A 20,382-nucleotide genomic window follows, 5' to 3' on the forward strand; every position below is an offset into this window, starting at 1 on the left:
CTACGCTGGTGGTGTGCAACCGGGCATCGAGCCGAGCCAGGAAAGCCGCCGTCGGAAGGAATCCGGCGGCCCTACGAGCCGAGGAAACCTGTGAGTGACTCCCCATTCGGATTCGGCCTTCCGCCGGAGGAGCCGGAAGACGGCGACGAGGGCAAGAAGAAGGACCCCGCCGGAGGTGGCCAGGGGTCCGGTGGCCAGGGTGGCGGCAACCCGTTCGGGGCCAATCCGTTCGGCTTCGGCGGTCTGCCGGGCATGGGCGGTCCGGGTGGCGCGGACAACCCGTTCGCCGCGATGTTCGGCTCGCTGAACCCGAACGACCTGGGTGCCGCCTTCCAGCAGCTCGGCCAGATGCTCTCGTACGAGGGCGGTCCGGTGAACTGGGACATGGCCAAGCAGATCGCGCGCCAGGTGGTCGCCCAGGGCACGTCCGACGGCACCAAGGACGCCAGCGTGGGTCCGGCGGAGAAGGCCGCGGTCGAGGAGGCCGTGCGCCTGGCCGATCTGTGGCTCGACGGCGTGACGTCGCTGCCCTCCGGGGCGAACACGGCCGTGGCGTGGAGCCGCGCGGAGTGGGTCGAGGCGACGCTGCCGGCCTGGCAGCAGCTGGTCGACCCGGTCGCCGAGCGGGTCGGCACGGCCATGGGCGATGTACTGCCCGAGGAGATGCAGGCCATGGCGGGCCCGCTGATCGGCATGATGCGGTCGATGGGCGGCGCCATGTTCGGCCAGCAGATCGGGCAGGCCGTCGGCGCGCTCGCGGGCGAGGTCGTCGGTTCGACGGATGTCGGTCTGCCGCTGGGCCCGGCCGGCAAGGCGGCTCTGCTGCCGCTGAACATCGAGACGTTCGGCAAGGACCTGGGCGTCCCCAAGGACGAGGTCCGGCTCTACCTCGCCCTGCGCGAGGCCGCCCACCAGCGGCTCTTCGCCCATGTGCCGTGGCTGCGCTCACATCTGTTCGGCGCGGTCGAGGGCTACGCCCGTGGGATCAAGGTCGACACGTCGAAGCTGGAGGAGGCGGTGGGTCAGCTCGACCCGACGCACCCGGAGCAGCTTCAGGAGGCGCTCCAGCAGGGCATGTTCCAGCCCGAGGACACGCCGGAGCAGAAGGCCGCGCTGGCCCGTCTGGAGACGGCGCTCGCGCTGGTCGAGGGCTGGGTGGACGCGGTGGTCCACGAGGCCGCGAAGTCCCGGCTGACCTCGGCGGACGCGCTGCGCGAGACGCTGCGCCGCCGCCGGGCGAGCGGCGGTCCCGCGGAGCAGACCTTCGCCACGCTGATCGGTCTCGAACTGCGTCCGCGCCGGCTGCGGGACGCCTCGCGCCTGTGGGCCTCGCTCACGGACGCGCGCGGGGTCGACGGCCGTGACGACCTGTGGGAGCACCCGGACATGCTGCCGACGGCATCCGACCTGGACGACCCGGACGGCTTCGTCCACCGCGAGCACCTCGACTTCTCGGAGATCGACAAGATGCTCGGCGAGGCGGCCCGCGGGGACGGCGACGACGAAGGCAAGGACGACAGCGCCAAGTGAGCCTGCACGACGACGCCGTTCTCGTACTGAAGTCGTACGAGAGCCAGGACGAGCTGCGCGAGCTCTATCTGGACCATCTCGCGGCGCACGAGGACGGCATGTGGAAGGCGTGCGAGGCCGGGCATCTGACGGCCAGCGCGCTGGTGGTGGACCCCGTGCGCGGGCGGGTTCTCCTGACGCTGCACAAGAAGCTCGGTATGTGGCTGCAGATGGGTGGCCACTGCGAGCCGGGTGACGCGACGCTGGCGGAGGCCGCGCTCAGGGAGGCGGCGGAGGAGTCCGGGATCGCGGGTCTGACGCTGCTGACGGGCGGGCCTGTGCGGCTCGACCGGCATCCGATCCCGGCGCCGTGCCACTGGCATCTGGACGTGCAGTACGCGGCGCTGGCTCCGGCCGGCGCGGTGGAGGCGATCAGCGAGGAGTCGCTCGACCTGCGCTGGTTCGCGTACGACGAGGTGGCGGCGGTGGCCGACACCTCGGTGGTGCGGCTCCTGGAGGGCACTCTCGCCCGCCTGTAGGCAGGCGGGCGAGCGGCGGACATGCGTAAGGGGCGGCCTCCTGGGAGGCCGCCCCTTACGTCTGCTTCCGTTCCCGGTGCGTCAGTTCCAGGCGTTGTTCTGGTTCTGGGCGCGGGAGCCGTGCTGCCCGGCACCGAACTGGGCGGCGACGCCCTGGCCGATGGCGGCGTGCTGCGGCGGCATGACCTCGCTGGGCTGGACGAGGGCGAAGCCCTGTCCGAGGAAGCTGAGCTCCCAGCCCTCACCCGTGTCGCCACGGCGGCGGCGGATGTTCGAGTTGTGCGTCTGCGCCTGCATCTGCACCCGCAGCCCGGTGGACCAGGCGACGATCGCGTCCGCGTCGACGTTGACGTACTTGTCCGGCGTGACGTGCATCGTCAGCGGCTGGCCGGAGGTCATCAGAGCGACCTTGCCGCGGCCGGAGATGTTGAGCTGGTACTTGCCGGTGCCGGAGACGCCGTACTGGCTGTCCACGGCGATGACCTCGGTGTGCAGGGTCGAGTCCAGCGCCAGGACGTAGGCGCTGTCGACGGTCATGCCCTCCTGCTCGACCTCCACGACGTGGATGTACTGGGCGAGGTTGGCAAAGTAGACCGTGCCCTGGCCGGAGCAGCGCATGAGGTCGAGGCCCTCACCGGTGCGTGCCTGGGCGCGTCGCTGACTGGACGTCTGGTACTCGCCGTCGAAGTCGACGAGTCCCTGGTAGGCGACCATGGCGCCCTTGCGGGCGAGGATGTCGTCCGAGCCGGTCAGCGAGACCCGCAGCAGCTGCGGGTTCTGGATGACGTACCGTTCCTGGCTCTGCTGCTCGGCGTAGTTGAAAAGCGGGCTCTGCATGGTGTGTTCTCGCTCCCCCTCAGCCCCGGATCCGCAGGCGGTCGGTGCTGTCCTCGCTCGGCTGTACGACGACGATGCCCTGGCCGGAGAAGGCCATCTGGAACGCCTCGCCGCTGCCCCGCCCGATCAGGGAAGAGGCCTTGAAGCTGCGCTTGCCCTTGACCTTGAGCGACGGCGACCAGGCGACGAGCGCGTCCGGGTCGACGTACGTCTCGTCCTCGCCGCGGCCGCAGTCGACGACGATCGGCGTGCCGCGCGAGGTGATCGCGACCCAGCCGGTACCGGCGATCTCGACGTTGAACAGGCCCTGGCCGGCGAACTTGGCGAGGCCCTTGACCTTCTCGACGCCCCACTGGAGGTGGGCGTCGAAGGCCAGCAGGTTGGTGCCGTTGACCGAGAGCGAGTCGTTGTTGAGGTTGATCACGACGACGTCCGCGCCGTAGTCGGCGAGGTAGAGCAGACCGTCGCCGGAGCACTTCATGATGGGCGCGCCCTCGCCGGTGATCCACTGCTGAGCGACCTGGCGGGCGGCCGGCGGGTTGGGCTCGTAGGTGACGAAGCCCTCGTAGGCGACCATCGAGCCGGTGCGCGCGTACAGGTCGTGGCCGGAGGCCATGGCGACCTTGAGCATGGTGCGGCCGTGGTTCTCCATCCGGGCCGCCATCGGGGTCGGGGCGAAGCCCGCGAGTTGCTGATTCATTCTTCGGGCTCCCTCAGACCTCGTACGGCTGGACGACGATGAAGTTGCCGGGAGCGCCCCGGAACTGGAGGTTGACGGTCTCTCCGCTGTGGCCGGGGTACGCGTTGCGGCGCAGCCTGACCTGGCTGGAGAGGATCACCTGGGACGCGGACGACCAGGCGATGACCGCGTTGCAGTCGGCGAAGGTGGTCGGCGTGACGGGCAGGACGACGGGGACGCCGTGCGTCTTGACGACGACGGTGCCGGTGCCCTGGAACTGCATCGTGAACAGGGCGCCGCCGGGGATGCCGTGGCCCTCGATCCTCCGTACTTCGTACTGGAGGGACTCGTCGAAGGCGAGCACGTTCTCGGCGGAGACGCAGATGCCGTCGCCCTGGAGCTCGATCGGGTGCAGGTGGGCGCCTTCCTCGGCGAGGAAGACCTGGCCGCGGCCGGTGCAGCGCATGAGCTGCATCTCCTGGCCCGTGGCGTTGCCGACGATCCGGCCGGTGAAGCCGGCGCCCTTGTGGCTGAAGTCGACCTTGCCCTGGTACATGACCATGCTGCCCTGGCGGGCGAGGACGGGGACGCCGCCCATCTGCAGGTCGACCCGCATGAGCTGCTGGTTCTGCGGGGCCCAGCGGGCGCCGGTCGCGGTCTCCTTGAAGGGCTGGAGCGCGGCGGCGAGCCCGGCGCCGGTGGCGGGAGCGCCCTGGGGCATTCCCTGGGGCATGCCGTGGGGCGCTCCGCCCATCTGGCCGGGGACCTGCCCGAACTGGGGCTGCGGCTGGCCGTAGGGGGGCTGGCCCGGGACCTGGCCGCCGGGGACCTGGCCGAACTGCGGGGCCTGCGGGGGCTGGCCGTACGGCGAGGGGGCCGGAGGAGCCATCGGGGCGCCCATGGTGGGGGCCGCGTGCATCGGCTGGACCGGAGCCTGCGGGGCAGGGGCCGGAGCGGGCGCCGGTACGGGGGCGGCCGGCGGGGCGCCGAACTGCGGGGCGGGCTGGGGCGCCTGGGGCGCGGCCGGCGCACCGAACGCCGGCGGCGCGGCGGCCTGCGGCGGCGCGCCGAAGCCGGGGGCCGCCTGCGGTGCCTGCGCCGCGGGCTGCTCCTCGGCGACCTCGCCGCCGAAGTTCTTCAGGAGCGCGTCCAGGCCGCCGTCGAAGCCCTGGCCGATGGCGGCGAACCGCCAGACGTCCTTGAGGTAGAAGTCGCCCAGCATGACGGCGCGCTCGGTGGAGAACTCCGTACCCGTGAACGGGTATCGGACGACCTCCTCACCGCCCGCCACGATCCGGATGTAGCCGGGGCCGATCTGCGACATCTGGCCGGCGCCGTCGATGGTCGCGGTGAACGACAGCTTGTGGATGTTCGCCGGGATGCGGTCCAGCGTGACCCGGAACGACTCGGTGTCGCCCGACTGCGCGCCGAGGAGCTGGATGGACTCCTCCGGGGACTTCGGCTGGTTGAAGAAGATGAAGTACCGGTCGTCCGAGAGCTGCTCGTTGGCGTCGAGGCCGAAGCAGCTGATGTCGAAGGTCAGCCCGGGCGCCGCGATCTGCACACCCACGTACAGATCGGTTCCCGGTGTGAGATCACTGATCTTGGCCTTGTGGCCGCGTTGGAATTCCCTGGCCATGCGTAACGACCGTCCCCCATCCCGAAATGTGAATGCGTCGCGTCAGGCTAACGGCTACGTGCGACATTGAGCCAAGCCGGTACGTATTCGGTACAGGACTGAAGCGGTTCCGGCTACTCCTCGCGGGCGGCGGGCAGGTGGGGCAGCCGGTCGGCGGCGACGACTCCTTCGAGGTAGCCGCGGGCACGCTCGGTGCGCGGGTACGCCTCCAGGAGCCGCCAGAACCGGGGGCCGTGGCCCGGCACCAGGAGGTGCGCCAGTTCATGGACGAGGACGTAGTCGACGACGTACTCGGGCATGCCCTGGAGCCGGTGCGAGAGGCGGATGCTGCCCTCCGAGGGAGTGCACGAGCCCCAGCGGGTGTTCTGGTTGGTCACCCAGCGTACGGATGTCGGCCGTGCCCGGCCGGCGAAGTACTGGTCGGACAAGCGCTCGGCACGCTCGGTGAGTTCGGCGTCGCCGAGGACGCTCTTGCTCTCCTGGGCGGCCAGCTTGTCCAGCATGACCGTCACCCAGCGTTGCTCCTCGGCCTCGGACATCCGGGCCGGGATGAGCACGATGGTCCGGTCGCCCTCGCGGTAGGCGGAGACGGTTCTCCTCCGCCGGGAGCTTCTGCGGACCTCGACCGCACTCGTCCCCGCACCGCGGGGCGGCTGGTTGGTCACGCTGCGCTGTGGGTCGGCGGGCACGGCCCCGACGTTACCCGCTGTCAGCGGGGGAAGTCCTGCCTCCGGGGCGGTTTCGGCGGTGATCCCGTCACACCGTGCACCATTTGAATGATTAATACCCCGCCCCTGTGGACAACTTTCCGTGTCCGCTTCGGCTCCCGGGCAATCTGACGGCGGAGGGAAGAGGCGACCGATCAAGATCACGGGGGCGGAAATGCATCCGATGCTGAAACCCGCGCTGCGAAGGGCGTGGCGCGATCTGCGAAGTGTGCAGTTCGGGGCGACGTCCTCGCACGCGGTGGTGGTGGGCCCGCTCGACACGACCACCGGCAGCCTGCTCGGGCTGCTCGACGGCACACGCGGGATGACGCTGTTGCGGGCCGAGGCACGGGCACTCGGACTGCCGGACGGATGGCTGGAAGGGTTGCTCGACCGGCTCGCGCGGGCCGGGCTGATCGCGGACGCCTCGGCCGGCAGGCCGGGAAAGTCGGCAGGCGCCGGGCGCCCGGACGGCGCGCTCGATCCCCTGCGCGCCGATCTCGCCTCACTCTCCGTGGTCCACCCCGAGCCGGACGGGGCGTTACGGCGCGTGGCCGCCCGTCGGGCGGCGCGCGTCCAGGTCCGCGGCGCGGGGCGGGTCGGCGCCACGGTCGCCGCCCTGCTCTCGGCCTCGGGTGTGGGCAGGGTGGAGGTGCTGGACTCCGGATGCGTGCGGCCCTGGGAGGTGGCGCCGGGCGGACTGCCGGCCGAGGCGGTGGGCGAGCGCCGGGCCGCGGCGGCGCACCGGCTCGTGGCGCGGTCGGCTCCGGGCGGCCGCCCGCCGCGGGCGGGCAGACGGGTGACGGGTGAGGGCGGCCAGGAGCCAGGGCTCTCACTCGTCGTGGTGACACCACGGGACGGCCTCGCCGCCTACCTCCCGGACCCTCTCCCCGCCGACGGCTGGATCACGACGGGCACGCCTCATCTCTACGCGGGGGTCCTGGAGGCGACCGGTGTGGTGGGGCCGCTGGTGCTGCCCGGAGGGACGGCCTGCGCCCGGTGTGCGCAGGAGGAGCGGACGGACCGGGAGCCGGTGTGGCCCCGCATGCTGGCACAGTGGCGCTCGGGCCCGCCCCCTCAGGTGCCGGCCTGTGATCTGGGTCTCGCGACCGCGGTCGCCGGGCTGGCCGCGGCCCACGCGCTGGCCTTTATCGACGGTGAGTTGCCCGCGAGCACGGGGGCGCGCTGGGAGGTGTCGCTGCCGCTTCTCGAGTGGCGCGTGGAGCGGATGAGACCGCATCCGGCGTGTCCGTGTGGGGCGCTGCGGCGCGAAGAGGGGGAGCATGCCTCGGGGGCCGGAAGCCCGCACGACACAATGGCGAGGTAACGGTCCTGTGGGGCACGGCAGTCTGGGAACTGGAGGGGCGCATGTCTGATCTTCCCCGGAAGGCGGTCACCCGGACCGCCAGGTTGGCCGCGTTGCCCCTGGGCTTCGCCGGACGGGCAACCTGGGGTCTGGGCAAGCGGATCGGTGGCAAGTCCGCGGAGCTGGTCGCACGAGAGCTTCAACAGCGCACGGCCGACCAGCTGTTCAAGGTGCTCGGCGAGCTCAAGGGCGGGGCGATGAAGTTCGGGCAGGCGCTGTCCGTCTTCGAGTCGGCGCTCCCCGAGGAGGTGGCAGGCCCGTACCGGGCCGCCCTGACCAAGCTTCAGGACGCGGCGCCCCCGATGCCGACGAGGACGGTCCACGGAGTCCTGGAGGAGCGGCTCGGCGAGGAGTGGCGGGAGCTGTTCCTGGAGTTCGAGGACAAGCCGGCGGCGGCCGCGTCGATCGGGCAGGTGCACCGGGCGGTGTGGCACGACGGCCGCGAGGTCGCGGTGAAGGTGCAGTACCCGGGGGCGGGCGAGGCGCTGCTCTCCGACCTGACGCAGCTCAGCCGTTTCGCCCGGCTGCTCGGCCCGCTGATCCCCGGTATGGACATCAAGCCCCTGATCAACGAGTTGCGCGACCGGGTCTCGGAGGAGCTGGACTACGACCTGGAGGCGCAGGCGCAGCGGGAGCACGCGGAGGTGTTCGCGGGCGATCCCGATGTCGTGGTGCCGTGTGTGGTGCACCAGAGCGACCAGGTGCTCGTGACGGAGTGGATCGACGGGATCCCGCTGTCGGAGGTGATCGCGGACGGTACGGAGGAGCAGCGGGACCGGGCGGGTCAGCTCCTGGCGCGGTTCCTCTTCTCCGGCCCGGCCCGCACGGGGCTCCTGCACGCCGATCCGCACCCGGGCAACTTCCGGCTGCTGCCGGGCGCCGACGACGAGGAGGGTCCGGAGAGCTGGCGGCTCGGCGTGCTGGACTTCGGCACGGTGGACCGGCTGCCGGGCGGGCTGCCGGAGACGATCGGCACCTGTCTGCGGCTGACCCTGGAGGGCGACGCCGACACGGTCTACGAGCTGCTGCGCGAGGAGGGGTTCGTCAAGGAGTCCATCGCTCTCGACCCGGACGCGGTCCTCGCGTATCTGCTGCCGATCATCGAGCCGGCGGAAGCCGACGCGTTCGGGTTCACACGGGGCTGGATGCGGAACCAGGCCGCCCGGATCGCCGACCCCCGCTCCCCCGCACATCAGCTGGGCAAGCAGCTGAATCTGCCGCCGTCGTATCTGCTGATACACCGGGTGACCCTGAGCACGATCGGTGTGCTCTGCCAGCTGAACGCGACGGTGCGGCTGCGCGACGAACTGGAGGAGTGGCTGCCGGGCTTCGTCCGGGCCGAGTAGCGGCCCGGCGTGCGCCGGGCGGAGCCGGGAGGGCCGTCACCACCAGGAGGAGTCGAGGCGGCCCTCGATGGACCTGATGTTCTCGCGCGCGCAGGCCTCGCAGAAGTACTGGCGGGCTCCGTTCTCCACCGAGCAGGTCCAGGTCACCGGGAGTTCCTCCGTCGTCGTGTCGCAGCGGGCGCAGACGTAGGGTTCCTCGGACTTCCGGGCGTCGTTCACCCTCCTGACGATAGTCCGGCCAGGGCCGGGCCGCGCAGCAACGCACCGCGGGGGCCGGTCCGTTCGGACCGGCCCCCGCGTGGTTCTTTCGGGTCAGTGCATGACAGCCATGGCGAGCGCGCGCCGGGCGCGCAGCGAGACGCGCTCGGCCCGCTTCTGCATCCGCCGGGCGGCGACCAGGCGCAGGGCCTGGCGTTCCGCATCGGCTTCCCGCAGAAGGTCGTGCATATGAGCACGAGCCAGGGCTTCTGGGATGAGTTGCATTTCACGGGTCCTGTTCTGACGCGAGGCGTTCGCGCCGGAGATGGTGACGTCTGTGGTGGCGGAGCCGGAAGGCTCGCTGGTGGAAGGGGTCATCGGGGCCAGCTTCTGGGGATCGTGCGTGAGGGGTCGGTCGATGGTTCCGGTGACGTTCATGCCGCGACCGGGTTCTTGCGCGGGCGGCCACGCGGCCGCTTGCGGGCGACGACCACGCCCTGGACGAACAGCTCTCCGCCCCAGACGCCCCACGGCTCACGCCGCTCCTTCGCACCGGCGAGGCAGGCCTCCATCAGCGGGCAGGTACGGCAGAGGGACTTGGCGTACTCGACGTCGGCCGGGGACTCGGCGAAGAAGACCTCCGGGTCGAACGAGCGACAGGGGACGGGTACCCCGAGGTTCTCGATGGCGTCGTCGAGCGCGGTGAGCGCGGTGAGGGGGGTCAAGGTGGAGTCCTCCGTGAGGCCGGGCGGCGGGATCGTTTCGGAAGGCGGTACGGACGGGGCGTGCGCTTCGAGTTGCACGGGTGTTGTTCCTCGTCTGGTCGTTCCGGCCTGGTGGGCCGGGGTTTCGGCTGGTACCGGGTGGTGCTGGTCCCGAGGCCCCTTCGCTCCGTCGTCCCCGTTCGGGGACAAACAGAAGGGCCGCGGATCCCGGGTGGGGTTCCGCGGCCCTGAAGGCGCCGGCCTGATTCAGATCAGGCTGGATCACTCCAGGGTTCGAGCCCACGGAAGGCCCACATCGTGTGGTGCTGCGTCGTCTGCTGCTTGGTTTCGGCACCGGTCGCCGCAAAGCCATAGGCCGTGGCCTTGACTGCTGCTACTCCTGCTTCCAGTGCCTTGGTCGGTCGCTCGTCGCGCTCCATGACGGGAAGACCCGCGAGGTCGGCAGCCGGCCGCAGGGAAGCGGCGGCGCCGGCCACGCCGGCGCCGGACAGACCGGTGCCAGGAAGACCGCTGCCAATGAACGCCGAGGCGGAGAGGCCGAGCGAGCAGGCGGAGACGACCGAGCGATCGGTCATTTTGTCGGTGCTGACGAAGCTGACGGTGGTGCTGTTGATGTTGCTGATCACTGGAATCGCCTCCTCTCGGCGTCTCGGAGGGCTCGGTGTGAGCCGGACCCTCATGTTTATTTGGACAAGTACAGCACGAAGACAGGGCTTCGGAGAAGCCGCTGTTTCCGTGGTTAAGAACCTATGGGGCTTGACGGGGCGGGCGCAAACTATTTTTTCGACGAGTTTTCCTCAGCTCTCCTCGTCGACTCCTCCACCACCCTCACCTGGCTCTTCGCCCGCGCAGAGGGCGAGAACGTCGGCTCCGAACCGGTCCAGCTTGCGCGCGCCGACCCCGGCGATTCCGGCGAGCTCGCCGCCCGTGGCGGGCACGCGCTCGGCGATCGCCATCAGCGTCTTGTCGGTGAACACGCAGTACGCGGGCTGCCCGAGCTCTTTGGCCCGGTCGCCGCGCCACTCGCGGAGCCGCTCGTAGAGCGCCTCGTCCATGTCGGAGGGGCAGTCCTCGCAGCGCATCAGCTTCATCTCGCCGGCCTCGGTGAGCGTGGCACCGCAGACACGGCAGAGCACCGGGCCGCGGCGCTTGCGCTTCGCGCCGCCGAGGCCCCGATCCAGGGAGCCGGCGCCGCTCGACCCGCCCGCGCCGCCCGCGCCGCCCGTGCCCGCGCCGAGGGCGCCTGAGCCGGGCCGCAGCCCCTTGAGGAAGCGGGTGGGGCGGCGGGAGGGGCGGCCGCCCGGAGAGCGGGAGAGCGCCCAGGAGAGCGTGAGGTGGAGCCGGGCGCGCGTGACCCCGACGTACAGCAGGCGGCGTTCCTCCTCGACCTGCTCGTCGGTCTTGGCGTACGTGATCGGCATCATGCCCTCGGTGAGGCCGACCAGGAAGACGGCGTCCCACTCCAGGCCCTTGGCCGCGTGCAGGGAGGCGAGGGTGACGCCCTGGACGGTCGGGGCGTGCTGGGCGGCGGCCCGCTCGTCGAGCTCGGCGACCAGGTCGGAGAGGGTGGCGCCGGACCTGGCCCGGGCGAAGTCCTCGGCGAGCCTGACCAACGCGGCGAGGGACTCCCAGCGGTCGCGGACGGCGCCCGAGCCGGCGGGCGGATCGGTGGTCCAGCCCTTGGTGGAGAGCACGGCGCGGACCTGGGAGGGCAGGTCCTCGGCGTCGTCGAGCAGCGAGTCGTTCCCGCCGGCGCGGGCGGCGCCGCGCAGGGCGATGCCCGCCTCCCGTACCTCCTGGCGCTCGAAGAAGCGCTCGGCGCCGCGCAGCTGGTAGGGCACGCCGGCGTCGGCGAGCGCCTGCTCGTAGACCTCGGACTGGGCGTTGATGCGGTAGAGCACGGCGATCTCGCCGGCCGGGACTCCGGCGGCGATCAGGTCGCGGATGCGGCGGGCGGTGCCCTCGGCCTCGGCGGGCTCGTCGGCGTACTCGGTGTAGGCGGGGTCGGGGCCCGCCTCGCGCTGGGAGATCAGCTCCAGGCGGTGCTCGGCGGCCCGGCCGCGGGCCTGGCTGAGCAGCCCGTTGGCGAGGTGGACGACCTGGGGCGTGGAGCGGTAGTCGCGGACCAGTTTGACCACCGTGGCGTTCGGGTGCCGGGTGCGGAAGTTCAGCAGGTGGTCGGGGGTGGCACCGGTGAAGGAGTAGATCGTCTGGCTGGCGTCGCCGACGACGCAGAGGCTGTCGCGGTCGCCCAGCCAGAGATCGAGGAGTCGCTGCTGGAGCGGGGAGACGTCCTGGTACTCGTCCACCACGAAGTGCTGGTACTGGCGGCGGATCTGGTCGGCGATGTCGTGCCGGTCCTGGAGGATGCCGACCGTGAGCAGCAGCACGTCCTCGAAGTCGATCACCGAGCGGTCGCGCTTGAGCTGCTCGTACATCGCGTAGATCTGCGAGATCTCGGCCGGGTCGCGCGGCGCCTCGCGGACGGACTTGGCCACGACGGCCGGGTAGTCGGCGGGGACGGTCTGGGTGACCTTGGCCCACTCGATCTCGCTGGTGACGTCCCGCAGCTCGTTCCGGTCGAGCCGGACACGGCAGCGCGCGGCGGCCTCGGCGACGAGCTGGACCTTGCGCTCCAGGAGCCGGGGGAGGTCGCCACCGACGACTTTCGGCCAGAAGTACTGGAGCTGACGGAGGGCGGCGGAGTGGAACGTACGCGCCTGGACACCTCCCGCGCCGAGCTGCCGGAGCCGGCCGCGCATCTCTCCGGCGGCCCGGTTGGTGAACGTGACGGCCAGCACACTGCCGGACTGGAGTATCCCCGCCCGCACCCCGTAGGCGATGCGGTGCGTGATCGCCCGGGTCTTGCCCGTGCCGGCTCCCGCCAGCACGCACACCGGACCGTGCAGGGCGAGGGCGACCTCGCGCTGCTCGGGGTCGAGCCCGTCGAGCACCGCGTCGGCCGACTCGGGGACCTGCGGGAAGAGAGTGGAGTGCGTTGCTGCTGTCACCCCGCCATGCTGCCAGGTCGGGGCAGGGGGGTGCGGTGCGTTGTCCACAGGGCGGGGCGGCCGGTCATACGAATCGGGAATGGCCGCGGGACCCCGTACGTTCTCACTGGGCGGACCCACCCGACCCACCCGCATCCGCTAAGAAGAGGAGCGCCTGGCCATGCAGGGCACTGTGACGATGTACAGCACCACGTGGTGCGGCTACTGCCGTCGGCTGAAGAGCCAGCTCGACCGCGAGGGCATCGCGTACACGGAGATCAACATCGAGCAGGACCCGGACTCGGCCGCGTTCGTGGAGAAGGCCAACGGAGGCAACCAGACGGTGCCGACCGTTCGCATCCTTCCCACCGCCGGGGGCGGCGAGGTCGTCATGACGAACCCGAGCCTCGCGCAGGTGAAGCAGGCGCTCAGCGCCTGATCGCGCGCGGCCGGACACGGAAGGGCCCCCCGCCGGAGCACCGGCGGGGGGCCCTTTCGCGTCCAGGGCGGCGACCGCGTGTACCCCACATCTCCTCGCGCAGACACCAGTTCAACCGTGAAGAGCATCACACCTGCGAAGTTTTGATCGGCCCCCGACGCCGCACCTATGCTCTCCCCTCGACCGTGATTTGCGTCTGCACAGCCAGGTGGGGAAAGTCCAGTGCTCAACCAGAAGACCCCCGTCGCCGCAGCGCCGCGCGAACCTGCCTTCGCGCCGAGCGTCCCGCCGCTCCCGGCGAGCGGAAAGTCCGGACGCCTCCATGTTCTCGACGGCATGCGCCTCGCCGCGGCGGTCATGGTGGTGATGTACCACTACATGGCGTACGGCGGCTGGCCGAGGCCGGTCGAGGAGATCTTCCCCGAGACCTTCTTCACCGCCTCCTACGGCTACCTGGGCGTCGAGCTCTTCTTCCTCATCAGCGGCTTCGTCATCTGCATGAGTGCCTGGGGCCGGCCGCTGAAGGACTTCTTCGTCTCGCGCGTGGTGCGTCTCTATCCCGCGTACTGGTTCGCCGTCATCGCCACCAGCGTCGCCGTCGCGGTGATCCCCGGCGGCCGGGGCCACCTGCCCTGGAACGACATACTCACCAACCTGACGATGCTCCAGGAGCCGCTGGGGGTCGCCCCCGTCGACGCCGTCTACTGGACGCTCTTCGCCGAGCTCCGCTTCTACCTGCTCTTCTCGCTGCTCGCCTGGTGGGGGCTGACGTACCGCAGGGTGCTGCTGTTCTGCTGCGTGTGGGGCGCGGCCACCGTCCTGGTCGCACCGGCACCGCCCGGCCCGCTGCGCCTGCTCCTGATGCCGGAGCACAGCTGGTTCTTCATCGCGGGCATGGCGTTCTACCTGATGTACCGGTTCCGCCCGAACCTGATGCTCTTCGGCGTCATCGGGGTCTCCTACTGCGCCTCCCTCGCGCCCGCGATCGACACGCACAAGCGGCTCGGCTTCCTCGGTGACCGGCCCGCCTGGCCCGTGCTCGTCCTGCTCGCAGCCTTCTTCGGACTGATGACGCTGGTCGCCACCGGCAAGCTCTCCGGCATGCAGTGGAAGTGGCTGCCGATCGCGGGGGCGCTGACGTACCCGTTGTATCTGCTGCACGAGTTCATCGGCTGGGAGTTCTTCCGCTACTTCAGCCATGCCACGCCGCATGTCTCCCCGTGGGCGCTGATCACCGCCGTGTTCGTGGGGATGCTGGCGCTGTCGTACCTGGTGCACCGTCTCGTCGAGCGGCCGCTCGGCCGGTACCTGAAACGCAATCTCGCCCGCATCTGAGCCCATGCGAGGAGGCCCCGTCCGGCAGTGCCGGACGGGGCCTCTTTTCAGCCAGTCAGGAGCCGATGCGGCGCCGGCGGATCAGACGGCGTCGCCAGGCTTCGGGAGCGGCTTGCCGTACCAGAGCTCGATCAGACGCGAGGCGATCGAGATGCCGTACGGGGGAAGCACCTCGCCCGACTCGAAGCCGGCGGCCAGCTCCTCGCGCGAGAACCAGCGGGCCTCGTGGATCTCCTCGCCGTCCACGTCTATCTCCGAGGACGTGGCGTGCGCGAAGAAGCCCAGCATCAGGCTGGACGGGAACGGCCAGGGCTGGCTGGCGACGTACTCCACCTCGCCGACCGTGACACCGGCCTCCTCGAAGACCTCGCGCACGACCGACTGCTCGATCGACTCACCGGGCTCGACGAAGCCCGCGAGGGTCGAGAAGCGGCCCTCGGGCCAGTGGACCTGGCGGCCGAGGAGGATGCGGTCCTGGTCGTCCGTGACGGCCATGATCACCGCCGGGTCCGTCCGCGGGTAGTGCTCGGCGCCGCAGGCCTGGCAGCGGCGGATGTGCCCGGCGGCCGCGATCACCGTGCGCTCGCCGCAGCGGGAGCAGAAGCGGTGGAGCCGCTGCCAGTTCTCCAGGGCGACGGCGTGGACCATCAGGCCCGCGTCCCGCGGCGAGAGCAGCAGACCCGCCTCGCGCAGCCCCGCGGGCCGGGCGGACTGGTCCATGCGGCCGGGCAGGGCGTCCTTCTGGAGGGCGAAGTAGGAGACACCGTCGGTGTCCGTGCCCAGGAAGTAGCGGTGGGTCTCGGTGACGGGGGCCTCGAAGGCCGGGGTCATGACGAGTTCGGTACGGCCGTCCGGGGTGTCGTCGATCAGCACCTGCCCGCCCGAGACCACGAAGACACGGGTGGTCGGGTGGCTCCAGGCCGCCGCGAGCCAGGCCTCGTCGAGACGGTGGTGAGCGGCACGGTCGATGCCGCTCGGAGCGGTGAGCGAGATCGGCCGGTCCGCGAACTGGCTGTTCAAGGTGGACACAGGTACTTCCAACTCCCCCGGATCGTTGTGTGGGTTCATCGCGCGGCGGTGTGCAGGGCGGCGGGCAGGTCGTCCCACAGATGGGCGGTGGTCTCGACGCCCTTGAGGAGGAGGTCGAGCTCGATCTTCTCGTTGGGGGCGTGCCAGCCGTCGGACGGCACGGAGATGCCGAGGAACAGCACCGGCGCGCCCAGGACGTCCTGGAGGTCGGCGGCCGGGCCCGAGCCGCCCTCGCGGGTGTAGCGGACCTTGGCGCCGTCGAAGGCGCGGCTCATCGCGCCCGCGACCGCCTTGAGGGCGGGATGGTCCAGTGGCGTGAGGCAGGGGCGGGTCGGGGCACCGAAGACGATCTCGTACCGGATGCCGGCGGGGACACGGGCGGCGAGCCACTCCCGTACGGCGAGTTCGATCTTGGCCGGGTCCTGACCTGCCACCAGCCGGAAGGAGAGCTTCAGCTGGGCGGAGGCGGGGACGATCGTCTTGCCTCCGGGGCCCTGGTAGCCGCCGCCGATGCCGTTGACCTCGGCGGTGGGCCGGGCCCAGACGCGCTCCAGGGTCGAGAAGCCGGTCTCGCCGAGGGTCCCGTGGGACTTGGCCGTCGTCAGCCAGGCGACCTCGTCGAAGGGCAGCTCGGCGATCAGGGCCCGCTCGGCGTCGGAGAGCTCGGTGACGCCCTCGTAGAAGCCCGGGATGGCGACGTGCTCGTCCTCGTCGTGCAGGGCGGCGACCAGGCGCCCGGCGACGGTGGCCGGGTTGGGCACGGCGCCGCCGAAGGAACCGGAGTGGATGTCCTGGTCGGGGCCGTACAGCTCGATCTCGCAGTCCGCGACGCCCCGCATGCCGGTGCACACCGTCGGGGTGTTCTCGGACCACATGCCGGTGTCCGAGACGATCACGGCGTCGGCGGCGAGCCGGTCCGCACGGGCCTCGACCAGGGCGCGGAAGTGCGGCGAGCCGGACTCCTCCTCGCCCTCGACGATCAGCTTGAGGTTGACGGCGGGCGCGGTGCGACCGGTCGCGGCGAGGTGGGCGCGGACCCCGAGGGTGTGGAAGAAGACCTGGCCCTTGTCGTCGGCGGCACCGCGCGCGTACATCCGGCCTTCGGTGACGTGCGGCTCGAAGGGGTCGGTGAGCCAGCCGTCCTCGCGGGCGGCGGGCTGGACGTCGTGGTGACCGTAGACGAGGACGGTCGGGGCGTCCGGGTCGCCGGAGGGCCACTCGGCGAAGACGGCGGGAGCGCCGTCCGTCTCCCAGATCTCGACCGTCGTGAAGCCGGTCCCGGACAGCTTGTCCGCGAGCCACTGCGCGCTGCGCCGTACGTCCTCGGCGTGGGCGGGCTGAGCCGACACGGAGGGGATGCGCAGCCAGGCCATGAGGTCGTCGAGGAATGCGGCACGGTGCTGCTCGATGTACGTGCGCACAGCCTGGGTACGTACGGTCTGGACGGCGCTGTCCGGGGTGTCGCTCATGCTCCTGAGCCTATCCGGCGCCCGGGGTGGGTCTGTCGGGGGCCGGTCCGCCCAGGAGGATCCCCTCCAGCTCGGCACGGCCGGGGAGGGCGCGGGGGCGGACGACCTCGCCTGTACGGACGTAGACGAACGCGGCGGCGATGTCGTCGGGGTCGAGGCCGTGCTGCTCCGCCCAGGCGAGCCGGTAGATGGCCAGCTGGAGCGGGTCGGCGGTGCGGAGGTGGCTGGTCTTCCAGTCGACGATCTCGTACGCGCCGGTGTCCGGGTCGCGGTAGACGGCGTCGATCCTTCCCCGGACGATCCGGCCCGCGAGGGTGAGATGGACGGGGACCTCGACGCGGTACGGCGTCCGGTGGGCGTACGGGGTGAGGGCGAAGGCGTCCTTTAGCGCTTCGAGGTCCCGCTCGTCGGCGATCTCCGGTTCGCCGGCGAACTCCTCGCCGCCGGGGAGCTCGTCCGGGCCGAGCATGGGGAGCGGGAGCTCCTCGAACCGGGACTCCACCCACGCGTGGAACCGCGTACCGCGCCGGGCGGCGGGCTGCGGCGGCCGGGGCATGGGCCGTGCCAGGTCCTGCGCGAAGCCGTCGGGGTCGGCGGCGAGGCGGAGGACCTGGGAGGCGGACAGGTAGGCGGGGAGGAGGACGTCGCGGGTGGTGGCGCGGGAGCGGCGCAGTTCTGTGGTGAGGGCGGTGAGGTCGCGGTCCCAGGAGGCGATCGTTCTCTGGTCCTCGGGGGCGAGCAGCCGCTCGGGGGCCCGCGGGGCGGGGATCTCGTCGGCCACGCGCTCGTCGTCCCGGAGAGGCACGTCGTCCCGGAGAGGCACGTCGTCCCGGAGAGGCTCGTCGTCCCGGAGAGGCTCGTCGTCCCGGGGAGGCTCGTCGTCCCAGGGGGGTTCCTCGTCGTCCCAGAGGGGTTCCTCCTCGTCCCGGACCGGTTCCTCGTCGGGCCAGAGGTCCTCCGGGTCCTGGGGTGCGGGCCCTTGCGCGGGCAGCGTGGTCGTGGGCTGCGCCCACAACGCGGCGCGGACCTGCTCCGCCGCCTTCCTGCGGCGCCGGAGGGAGGTCTCGTCCAGGGGGAGGGGCCAGGCCTGGTCCGCGAGGTGTTCCGTCAGGGACGGGTTCTCGGCGTCCTTCTCCGGTTCGTCCGCCCAGGCCTCGATCTCGCCGTGGCCCGCCGCGCAGTGGTCGTACAGGGCGTGGAGGAAGTCCGAGGGGCCCCGGGGCTTCTTCTGTGCCGGGCCCCACCAGTGCGCGGAGCCGAGGAGGAGGGAGCGGGGGCGGGTGAAGGTGACGTAGCCGAGGCGGAGCTCCTCGGTGTGCTGGTGGTCGCGCATCGCCTCCTTGAAGCCCTTCAGGGAGGCGGCGTCCCAGCTGTCGATGTCCGGCAGGGTCGCCGCGTCGCCGCGCAGCGCGTGCGGGAGCACCTGCGGCTGGGAGGTCCACGACTCGCGGGACCTGGTGCTGGGGAACTGGGCGGAGACCAGGCCGGGCACCGCCACGACGTCCCACTCCAGGCCCTTGGACTTGTGGGCCGTGAGGACCTTGACCGTGTTCTCGCCGCCCGGGAGCGCGTTGTCGAGGCCCTTCTCGTACTGCGCGGCCGTGCGCAGGAAGCCGAGGAAGGCCAGCAGCGTCGCCTCGCCGTCGAGGGAGGCGAAGCCGGCGGCTGTGTCGAGGAAGTTCGACAGGGTCTCGCGGCGCCGGGCGGCGAGCGCGTGCGGGGAGGCGGAGAGTTCGACCTCGAGGCCCGTGGTGGCGAGGACCCGGTGGAGGACGTCCATCAGGGGGTCGGCGAGCGAGGAGCGCAGGGCGCGCAGCTCGGCGGCGAGCCGGGCGAAGCGGACCCGGGCCTCCGCCGAGAACGGCAGGCCGTCGTCCTCTCCGCCGGAGTCGAGGAACGTGTCGAGCGCGTCGGCGAGCGAGATGACCTCGGCCGGGTCGACGCCCTCGACCGCCGCCGCGAGCCGCAGGTCGGTGTCGGCGTCGTCGTCCCCGCCCCGCTCCCGGTGGACGAGCACGCGGGCCCGGCGGCCGAGGAGGGCCAGATCACGGGGGCCGATGCGCCAGCGGGGGCCGGTCAGCAGGCGGACCAGGGAGGCGTTGGCCCCGGGGTCCTGGAGGACCTCGCAGACGGCGACCAGGTCGGCGACCTCGGGGAGGTGGAGCAGCCCGGAGAGGCCGACGACCTCGACCGGTACGTCACGGGCGACGAGCGCGGCCTGGATGGCGGGGAAGTCGGTCGCCGTCCGGCACAGGACGGCGATCTCGCCGGGCTCCTTGCCCGTACGGACCAGGTGGGCGAGGGAGTCGGCGAGCCAGTCGATCTCCTCGGCGTGGGTGGGGAGCAGGGCGATCCGTACCGAGCCGTCGCGCTCCGCGCCGGGCGCGGGGCGCAGCGCCTCCACGCCCGCGTGCATGGCGCGCAGGGGCGTGGCGAGGCCGTTGGCGAGGTCGAGGAGGCGGCCGCCGCTGCGCCGGTTCTCGGAGAGTGCGTAGCGGGTGGCGGGGCTGCCGTCCTCGTACGGGAAGTGGGCGGGGAAGTCGTCCAGGTTGGCGACGGAGGCGCCGCGCCAGCCGTAGATCGCCTGGCAGGGGTCGCCGACCGCGGTGACGGCGTGGCCCGTACCCCCGCCGAACAGGCCGGAGAGCAGCAGCCGCTGCGCGACGGACGTGTCCTGGTACTCGTCGAGCAGCACCACCCGGAACTCGTCGCGCAGGAGGGCGCCGACCTCCGTGCGCGTGGTGGCCAGTTCGGCGGAGAGGGCGATCTGGTCGCCGAAGTCGAGGAGGTCGCGGGAGCGCTTGGCGGCTCGGTAGCGGACGACGAGGTCGAGCAGCTCGCGGCGGGCGGCGGCCGTCTCGGGGACCTTGCGCAGGTCGGCGTTGGTCAGCTTGGCCCGGGAGAGCGCGTCGAGCAGCTCGGAGTCGTACGCCCTGAGGTCCTCGGGCCGTACGAGATGTTCGGCGAGCTCGGCGTCGAGGGCGAGGAGGTCGCTGACGAGCGTCGGGAAGGACTTGGTGAGCGCGGGGTACGGTCCGGGCGCCTCGCGGAGCACGCGCGCGGCGAGCTGGTAGCGGGTGGCGTCGGCGAGGAGGCGGGAGGTGGGCTCCAGACCGATGCGCAGGCCGTGGTCGGTCAGGAGCTGGCCCGCGAAGGCGTGGTAGGTGGAGATGCGGGGCTCGCCCGGGGGATCGTCCGGGTCGATGACGTCGGGGTCCGTCACGCCGGCGCGGACCAGGGCGGTGCGGACGCGTTCGGCGAGTTCACCGGCGGCCTTGTTGGTGAAGGTCAGACCGAGGACCTGTTCGGGGGCGACCCGGCCCGTGCCGACCAGCCAGACCACCCGGGCGGCCATCACCGTCGTCTTGCCGGAACCGGCTCCGGCCACGATGACCTGCGGGGCGGGCGGCGCGATGATGCAGGCCGTCTGCTCCGGGGTGAACGGGATGCCGAGAAGCTCCTTGAGCTGCTCGGGGTCGGTGATGCGTGCGGTCACCTCAGAGAGGCTAACCGGCCCCACCGACAGAGCCGACCGGCCGCGCGGCTTCCCGCAGGGCCCGGGCCGGCCCCGCGCC

At 71.7% G+C, this 20,382-nt stretch carries 18 protein-coding genes; 6 read left to right on the top strand and 12 right to left on the bottom strand.

All coding sequences use genetic code 11. The features are described from left to right. Window positions 1-90 precede the first annotated feature (90 nt). Together ACZ3OF_RS10035 and ACZ3OF_RS10040 are read left to right on the top strand one after the other, a co-directional pair. Window positions 91-1,530: a zinc-dependent metalloprotease gene (locus tag ACZ3OF_RS10035; RefSeq protein WP_361668615.1), complete on the top strand. Its 1,440-nt coding sequence runs from the start codon at window positions 91-93 to the stop codon at window positions 1,528-1,530. Then, on the top strand, window positions 1,527-2,048 hold the full coding sequence (locus ACZ3OF_RS10040; RefSeq protein WP_467303926.1) for an NUDIX hydrolase: 522 nt from the start codon (window positions 1,527-1,529) through the stop codon (window positions 2,046-2,048). Before ACZ3OF_RS10035 ends, ACZ3OF_RS10040 begins: the two co-directional genes overlap by 4 nt. A gap of 81 nt (window positions 2,049-2,129) precedes the next feature. On the opposite strand, the gene ACZ3OF_RS10045 is transcribed toward ACZ3OF_RS10040, so the two are convergent. From ACZ3OF_RS10045 to ACZ3OF_RS10060, 4 genes are all read right to left on the bottom strand, one after another. Beyond that, a complete protein-coding gene (locus tag ACZ3OF_RS10045) occupies window positions 2,130-2,885 on the bottom strand; it encodes an AIM24 family protein (RefSeq protein WP_361668610.1) in 756 nt (251 codons plus the stop codon). Between the two features lie 19 nt (window positions 2,886-2,904). Further along, complete coding sequence (locus ACZ3OF_RS10050; protein ID WP_361668607.1) at window positions 2,905-3,585, bottom strand: AIM24 family protein; 681 nt, start codon at window positions 3,583-3,585, stop codon at window positions 2,905-2,907. Between the two features lie 13 nt (window positions 3,586-3,598). Continuing rightward, window positions 3,599-5,203, bottom strand: a complete 1,605-nt coding sequence (locus tag ACZ3OF_RS10055) for a TerD family protein (RefSeq protein ID WP_361668604.1) — start codon at window positions 5,201-5,203, stop codon at window positions 3,599-3,601. A gap of 113 nt (window positions 5,204-5,316) precedes the next feature. Further along, complete coding sequence (locus tag ACZ3OF_RS10060) at window positions 5,317-5,892, bottom strand: M48 metallopeptidase family protein (RefSeq protein WP_361668601.1); 576 nt, start codon at window positions 5,890-5,892, stop codon at window positions 5,317-5,319. A gap of 193 nt (window positions 5,893-6,085) precedes the next feature. Here ACZ3OF_RS10060 and ACZ3OF_RS10065 point away from each other — a divergent pair, with 193 nt between their 5' ends. After that, the gene (locus tag ACZ3OF_RS10065; RefSeq protein WP_467303930.1) at window positions 6,086-7,237 is read left to right on the top strand and encodes a TOMM precursor leader peptide-binding protein; all 1,152 of its coding nucleotides are present in this window, start codon (window positions 6,086-6,088) and stop codon (window positions 7,235-7,237) included. A gap of 41 nt (window positions 7,238-7,278) precedes the next feature. Continuing rightward, window positions 7,279-8,622: an ABC1 kinase family protein gene (locus ACZ3OF_RS10070; protein WP_467303932.1), complete on the top strand. Its 1,344-nt coding sequence runs from the start codon at window positions 7,279-7,281 to the stop codon at window positions 8,620-8,622. A 36-nt stretch (window positions 8,623-8,658) separates the two neighbouring features. Here ACZ3OF_RS10070 and ACZ3OF_RS10075 read toward each other — a convergent pair whose 3' ends face one another. The 5 genes from ACZ3OF_RS10075 to ACZ3OF_RS10095 form a co-directional block, all read right to left on the bottom strand. Beyond that, window positions 8,659-8,841: a hypothetical protein gene (locus ACZ3OF_RS10075; RefSeq protein WP_361668594.1), complete on the bottom strand. Its 183-nt coding sequence runs from the start codon at window positions 8,839-8,841 to the stop codon at window positions 8,659-8,661. Window positions 8,842-8,934: 93 nt separating this feature from the next. Beyond that, a complete protein-coding gene (locus ACZ3OF_RS10080; protein ID WP_361606555.1) occupies window positions 8,935-9,258 on the bottom strand; it encodes a hypothetical protein in 324 nt (107 codons plus the stop codon). Further along, window positions 9,255-9,623 (bottom strand): WhiB family transcriptional regulator, encoded by a 369-nt coding sequence (locus ACZ3OF_RS10085; RefSeq protein ID WP_137993472.1) that lies wholly within the window; start codon window positions 9,621-9,623, stop codon window positions 9,255-9,257. Before ACZ3OF_RS10085 ends, ACZ3OF_RS10080 begins: the two co-directional genes overlap by 4 nt. A 173-nt stretch (window positions 9,624-9,796) precedes the next feature. Then, window positions 9,797-10,171 carry a hypothetical protein gene (locus ACZ3OF_RS10090; protein WP_361668592.1) on the bottom strand — a complete coding sequence of 125 codons (375 nt, stop codon included), beginning with the start codon at window positions 10,169-10,171 and terminating at the stop codon, window positions 9,797-9,799. A 171-nt stretch (window positions 10,172-10,342) separates the two neighbouring features. After that, window positions 10,343-12,556: an ATP-dependent DNA helicase UvrD2 gene (locus tag ACZ3OF_RS10095; protein ID WP_467303938.1), complete on the bottom strand. Its 2,214-nt coding sequence runs from the start codon at window positions 12,554-12,556 to the stop codon at window positions 10,343-10,345. A gap of 160 nt (window positions 12,557-12,716) precedes the next feature. Here ACZ3OF_RS10095 and ACZ3OF_RS10100 point away from each other — a divergent pair, with 160 nt between their 5' ends. Beyond that, window positions 12,717-12,974, top strand: a complete 258-nt coding sequence (locus ACZ3OF_RS10100) for a mycoredoxin (protein ID WP_361436404.1) — start codon at window positions 12,717-12,719, stop codon at window positions 12,972-12,974. 222 nt (window positions 12,975-13,196) lie between these two features. After that, window positions 13,197-14,309: an acyltransferase family protein gene (locus ACZ3OF_RS10105; RefSeq protein ID WP_361668588.1), complete on the top strand. Its 1,113-nt coding sequence runs from the start codon at window positions 13,197-13,199 to the stop codon at window positions 14,307-14,309. A gap of 81 nt (window positions 14,310-14,390) precedes the next feature. Here the strand turns inward: ACZ3OF_RS10105 and nudC are convergent, their stop codons facing one another. From nudC to ACZ3OF_RS10120, 3 genes are read right to left on the bottom strand one after another with little or no spacing between them, the layout of a single operon-like run. After that, on the bottom strand, window positions 14,391-15,338 hold the full coding sequence (nudC, locus tag ACZ3OF_RS10110; protein ID WP_361668585.1) for an NAD(+) diphosphatase: 948 nt from the start codon (window positions 15,336-15,338) through the stop codon (window positions 14,391-14,393). A 35-nt stretch (window positions 15,339-15,373) separates the two neighbouring features. After that, window positions 15,374-16,807: a dipeptidase gene (locus tag ACZ3OF_RS10115; RefSeq protein WP_467303941.1), complete on the bottom strand. Its 1,434-nt coding sequence runs from the start codon at window positions 16,805-16,807 to the stop codon at window positions 15,374-15,376. Window positions 16,808-16,817: 10 nt separating this feature from the next. Beyond that, window positions 16,818-20,303 carry a UvrD-helicase domain-containing protein gene (locus tag ACZ3OF_RS10120; RefSeq protein WP_467303943.1) on the bottom strand — a complete coding sequence of 1,162 codons (3,486 nt, stop codon included), beginning with the start codon at window positions 20,301-20,303 and terminating at the stop codon, window positions 16,818-16,820. Window positions 20,304-20,382: the final 79 nt, after the last annotated feature.

The organism is Streptomyces sp. NPDC022552 (assembly GCF_055561875.1).

Bases quoted from the DNA above. Each gene is read 5' to 3' on its own strand.
- ACZ3OF_RS10045 (WP_361668610.1), bottom strand. From the start codon at position 2,885: ATGCAGAGCCCGCTTTTCAACTACGCCGAGCAGCAGAGCCAGGAACGG.
- ACZ3OF_RS10050 (WP_361668607.1), bottom strand. From the start codon at position 3,585: ATGAATCAGCAACTCGCGGGCTTCGCCCCGACCCCGATGGCGGCCCGG.
- ACZ3OF_RS10055 (WP_361668604.1), bottom strand. From the start codon at position 5,203: ATGGCCAGGGAATTCCAACGCGGCCACAAGGCCAAGATCAGTGATCTC.
- ACZ3OF_RS10065 (WP_467303930.1), top strand. From the start codon at position 6,086: ATGCATCCGATGCTGAAACCCGCGCTGCGAAGGGCGTGGCGCGATCTG.
- ACZ3OF_RS10070 (WP_467303932.1), top strand. From the start codon at position 7,279: ATGTCTGATCTTCCCCGGAAGGCGGTCACCCGGACCGCCAGGTTGGCC.
- ACZ3OF_RS10080 (WP_361606555.1), bottom strand. From the start codon at position 9,258: ATGAACGTCACCGGAACCATCGACCGACCCCTCACGCACGATCCCCAG.
- ACZ3OF_RS10100 (WP_361436404.1), top strand. From the start codon at position 12,717: ATGCAGGGCACTGTGACGATGTACAGCACCACGTGGTGCGGCTACTGC.
- ACZ3OF_RS10115 (WP_467303941.1), bottom strand. From the start codon at position 16,807: ATGAGCGACACCCCGGACAGCGCCGTCCAGACCGTACGTACCCAGGCT.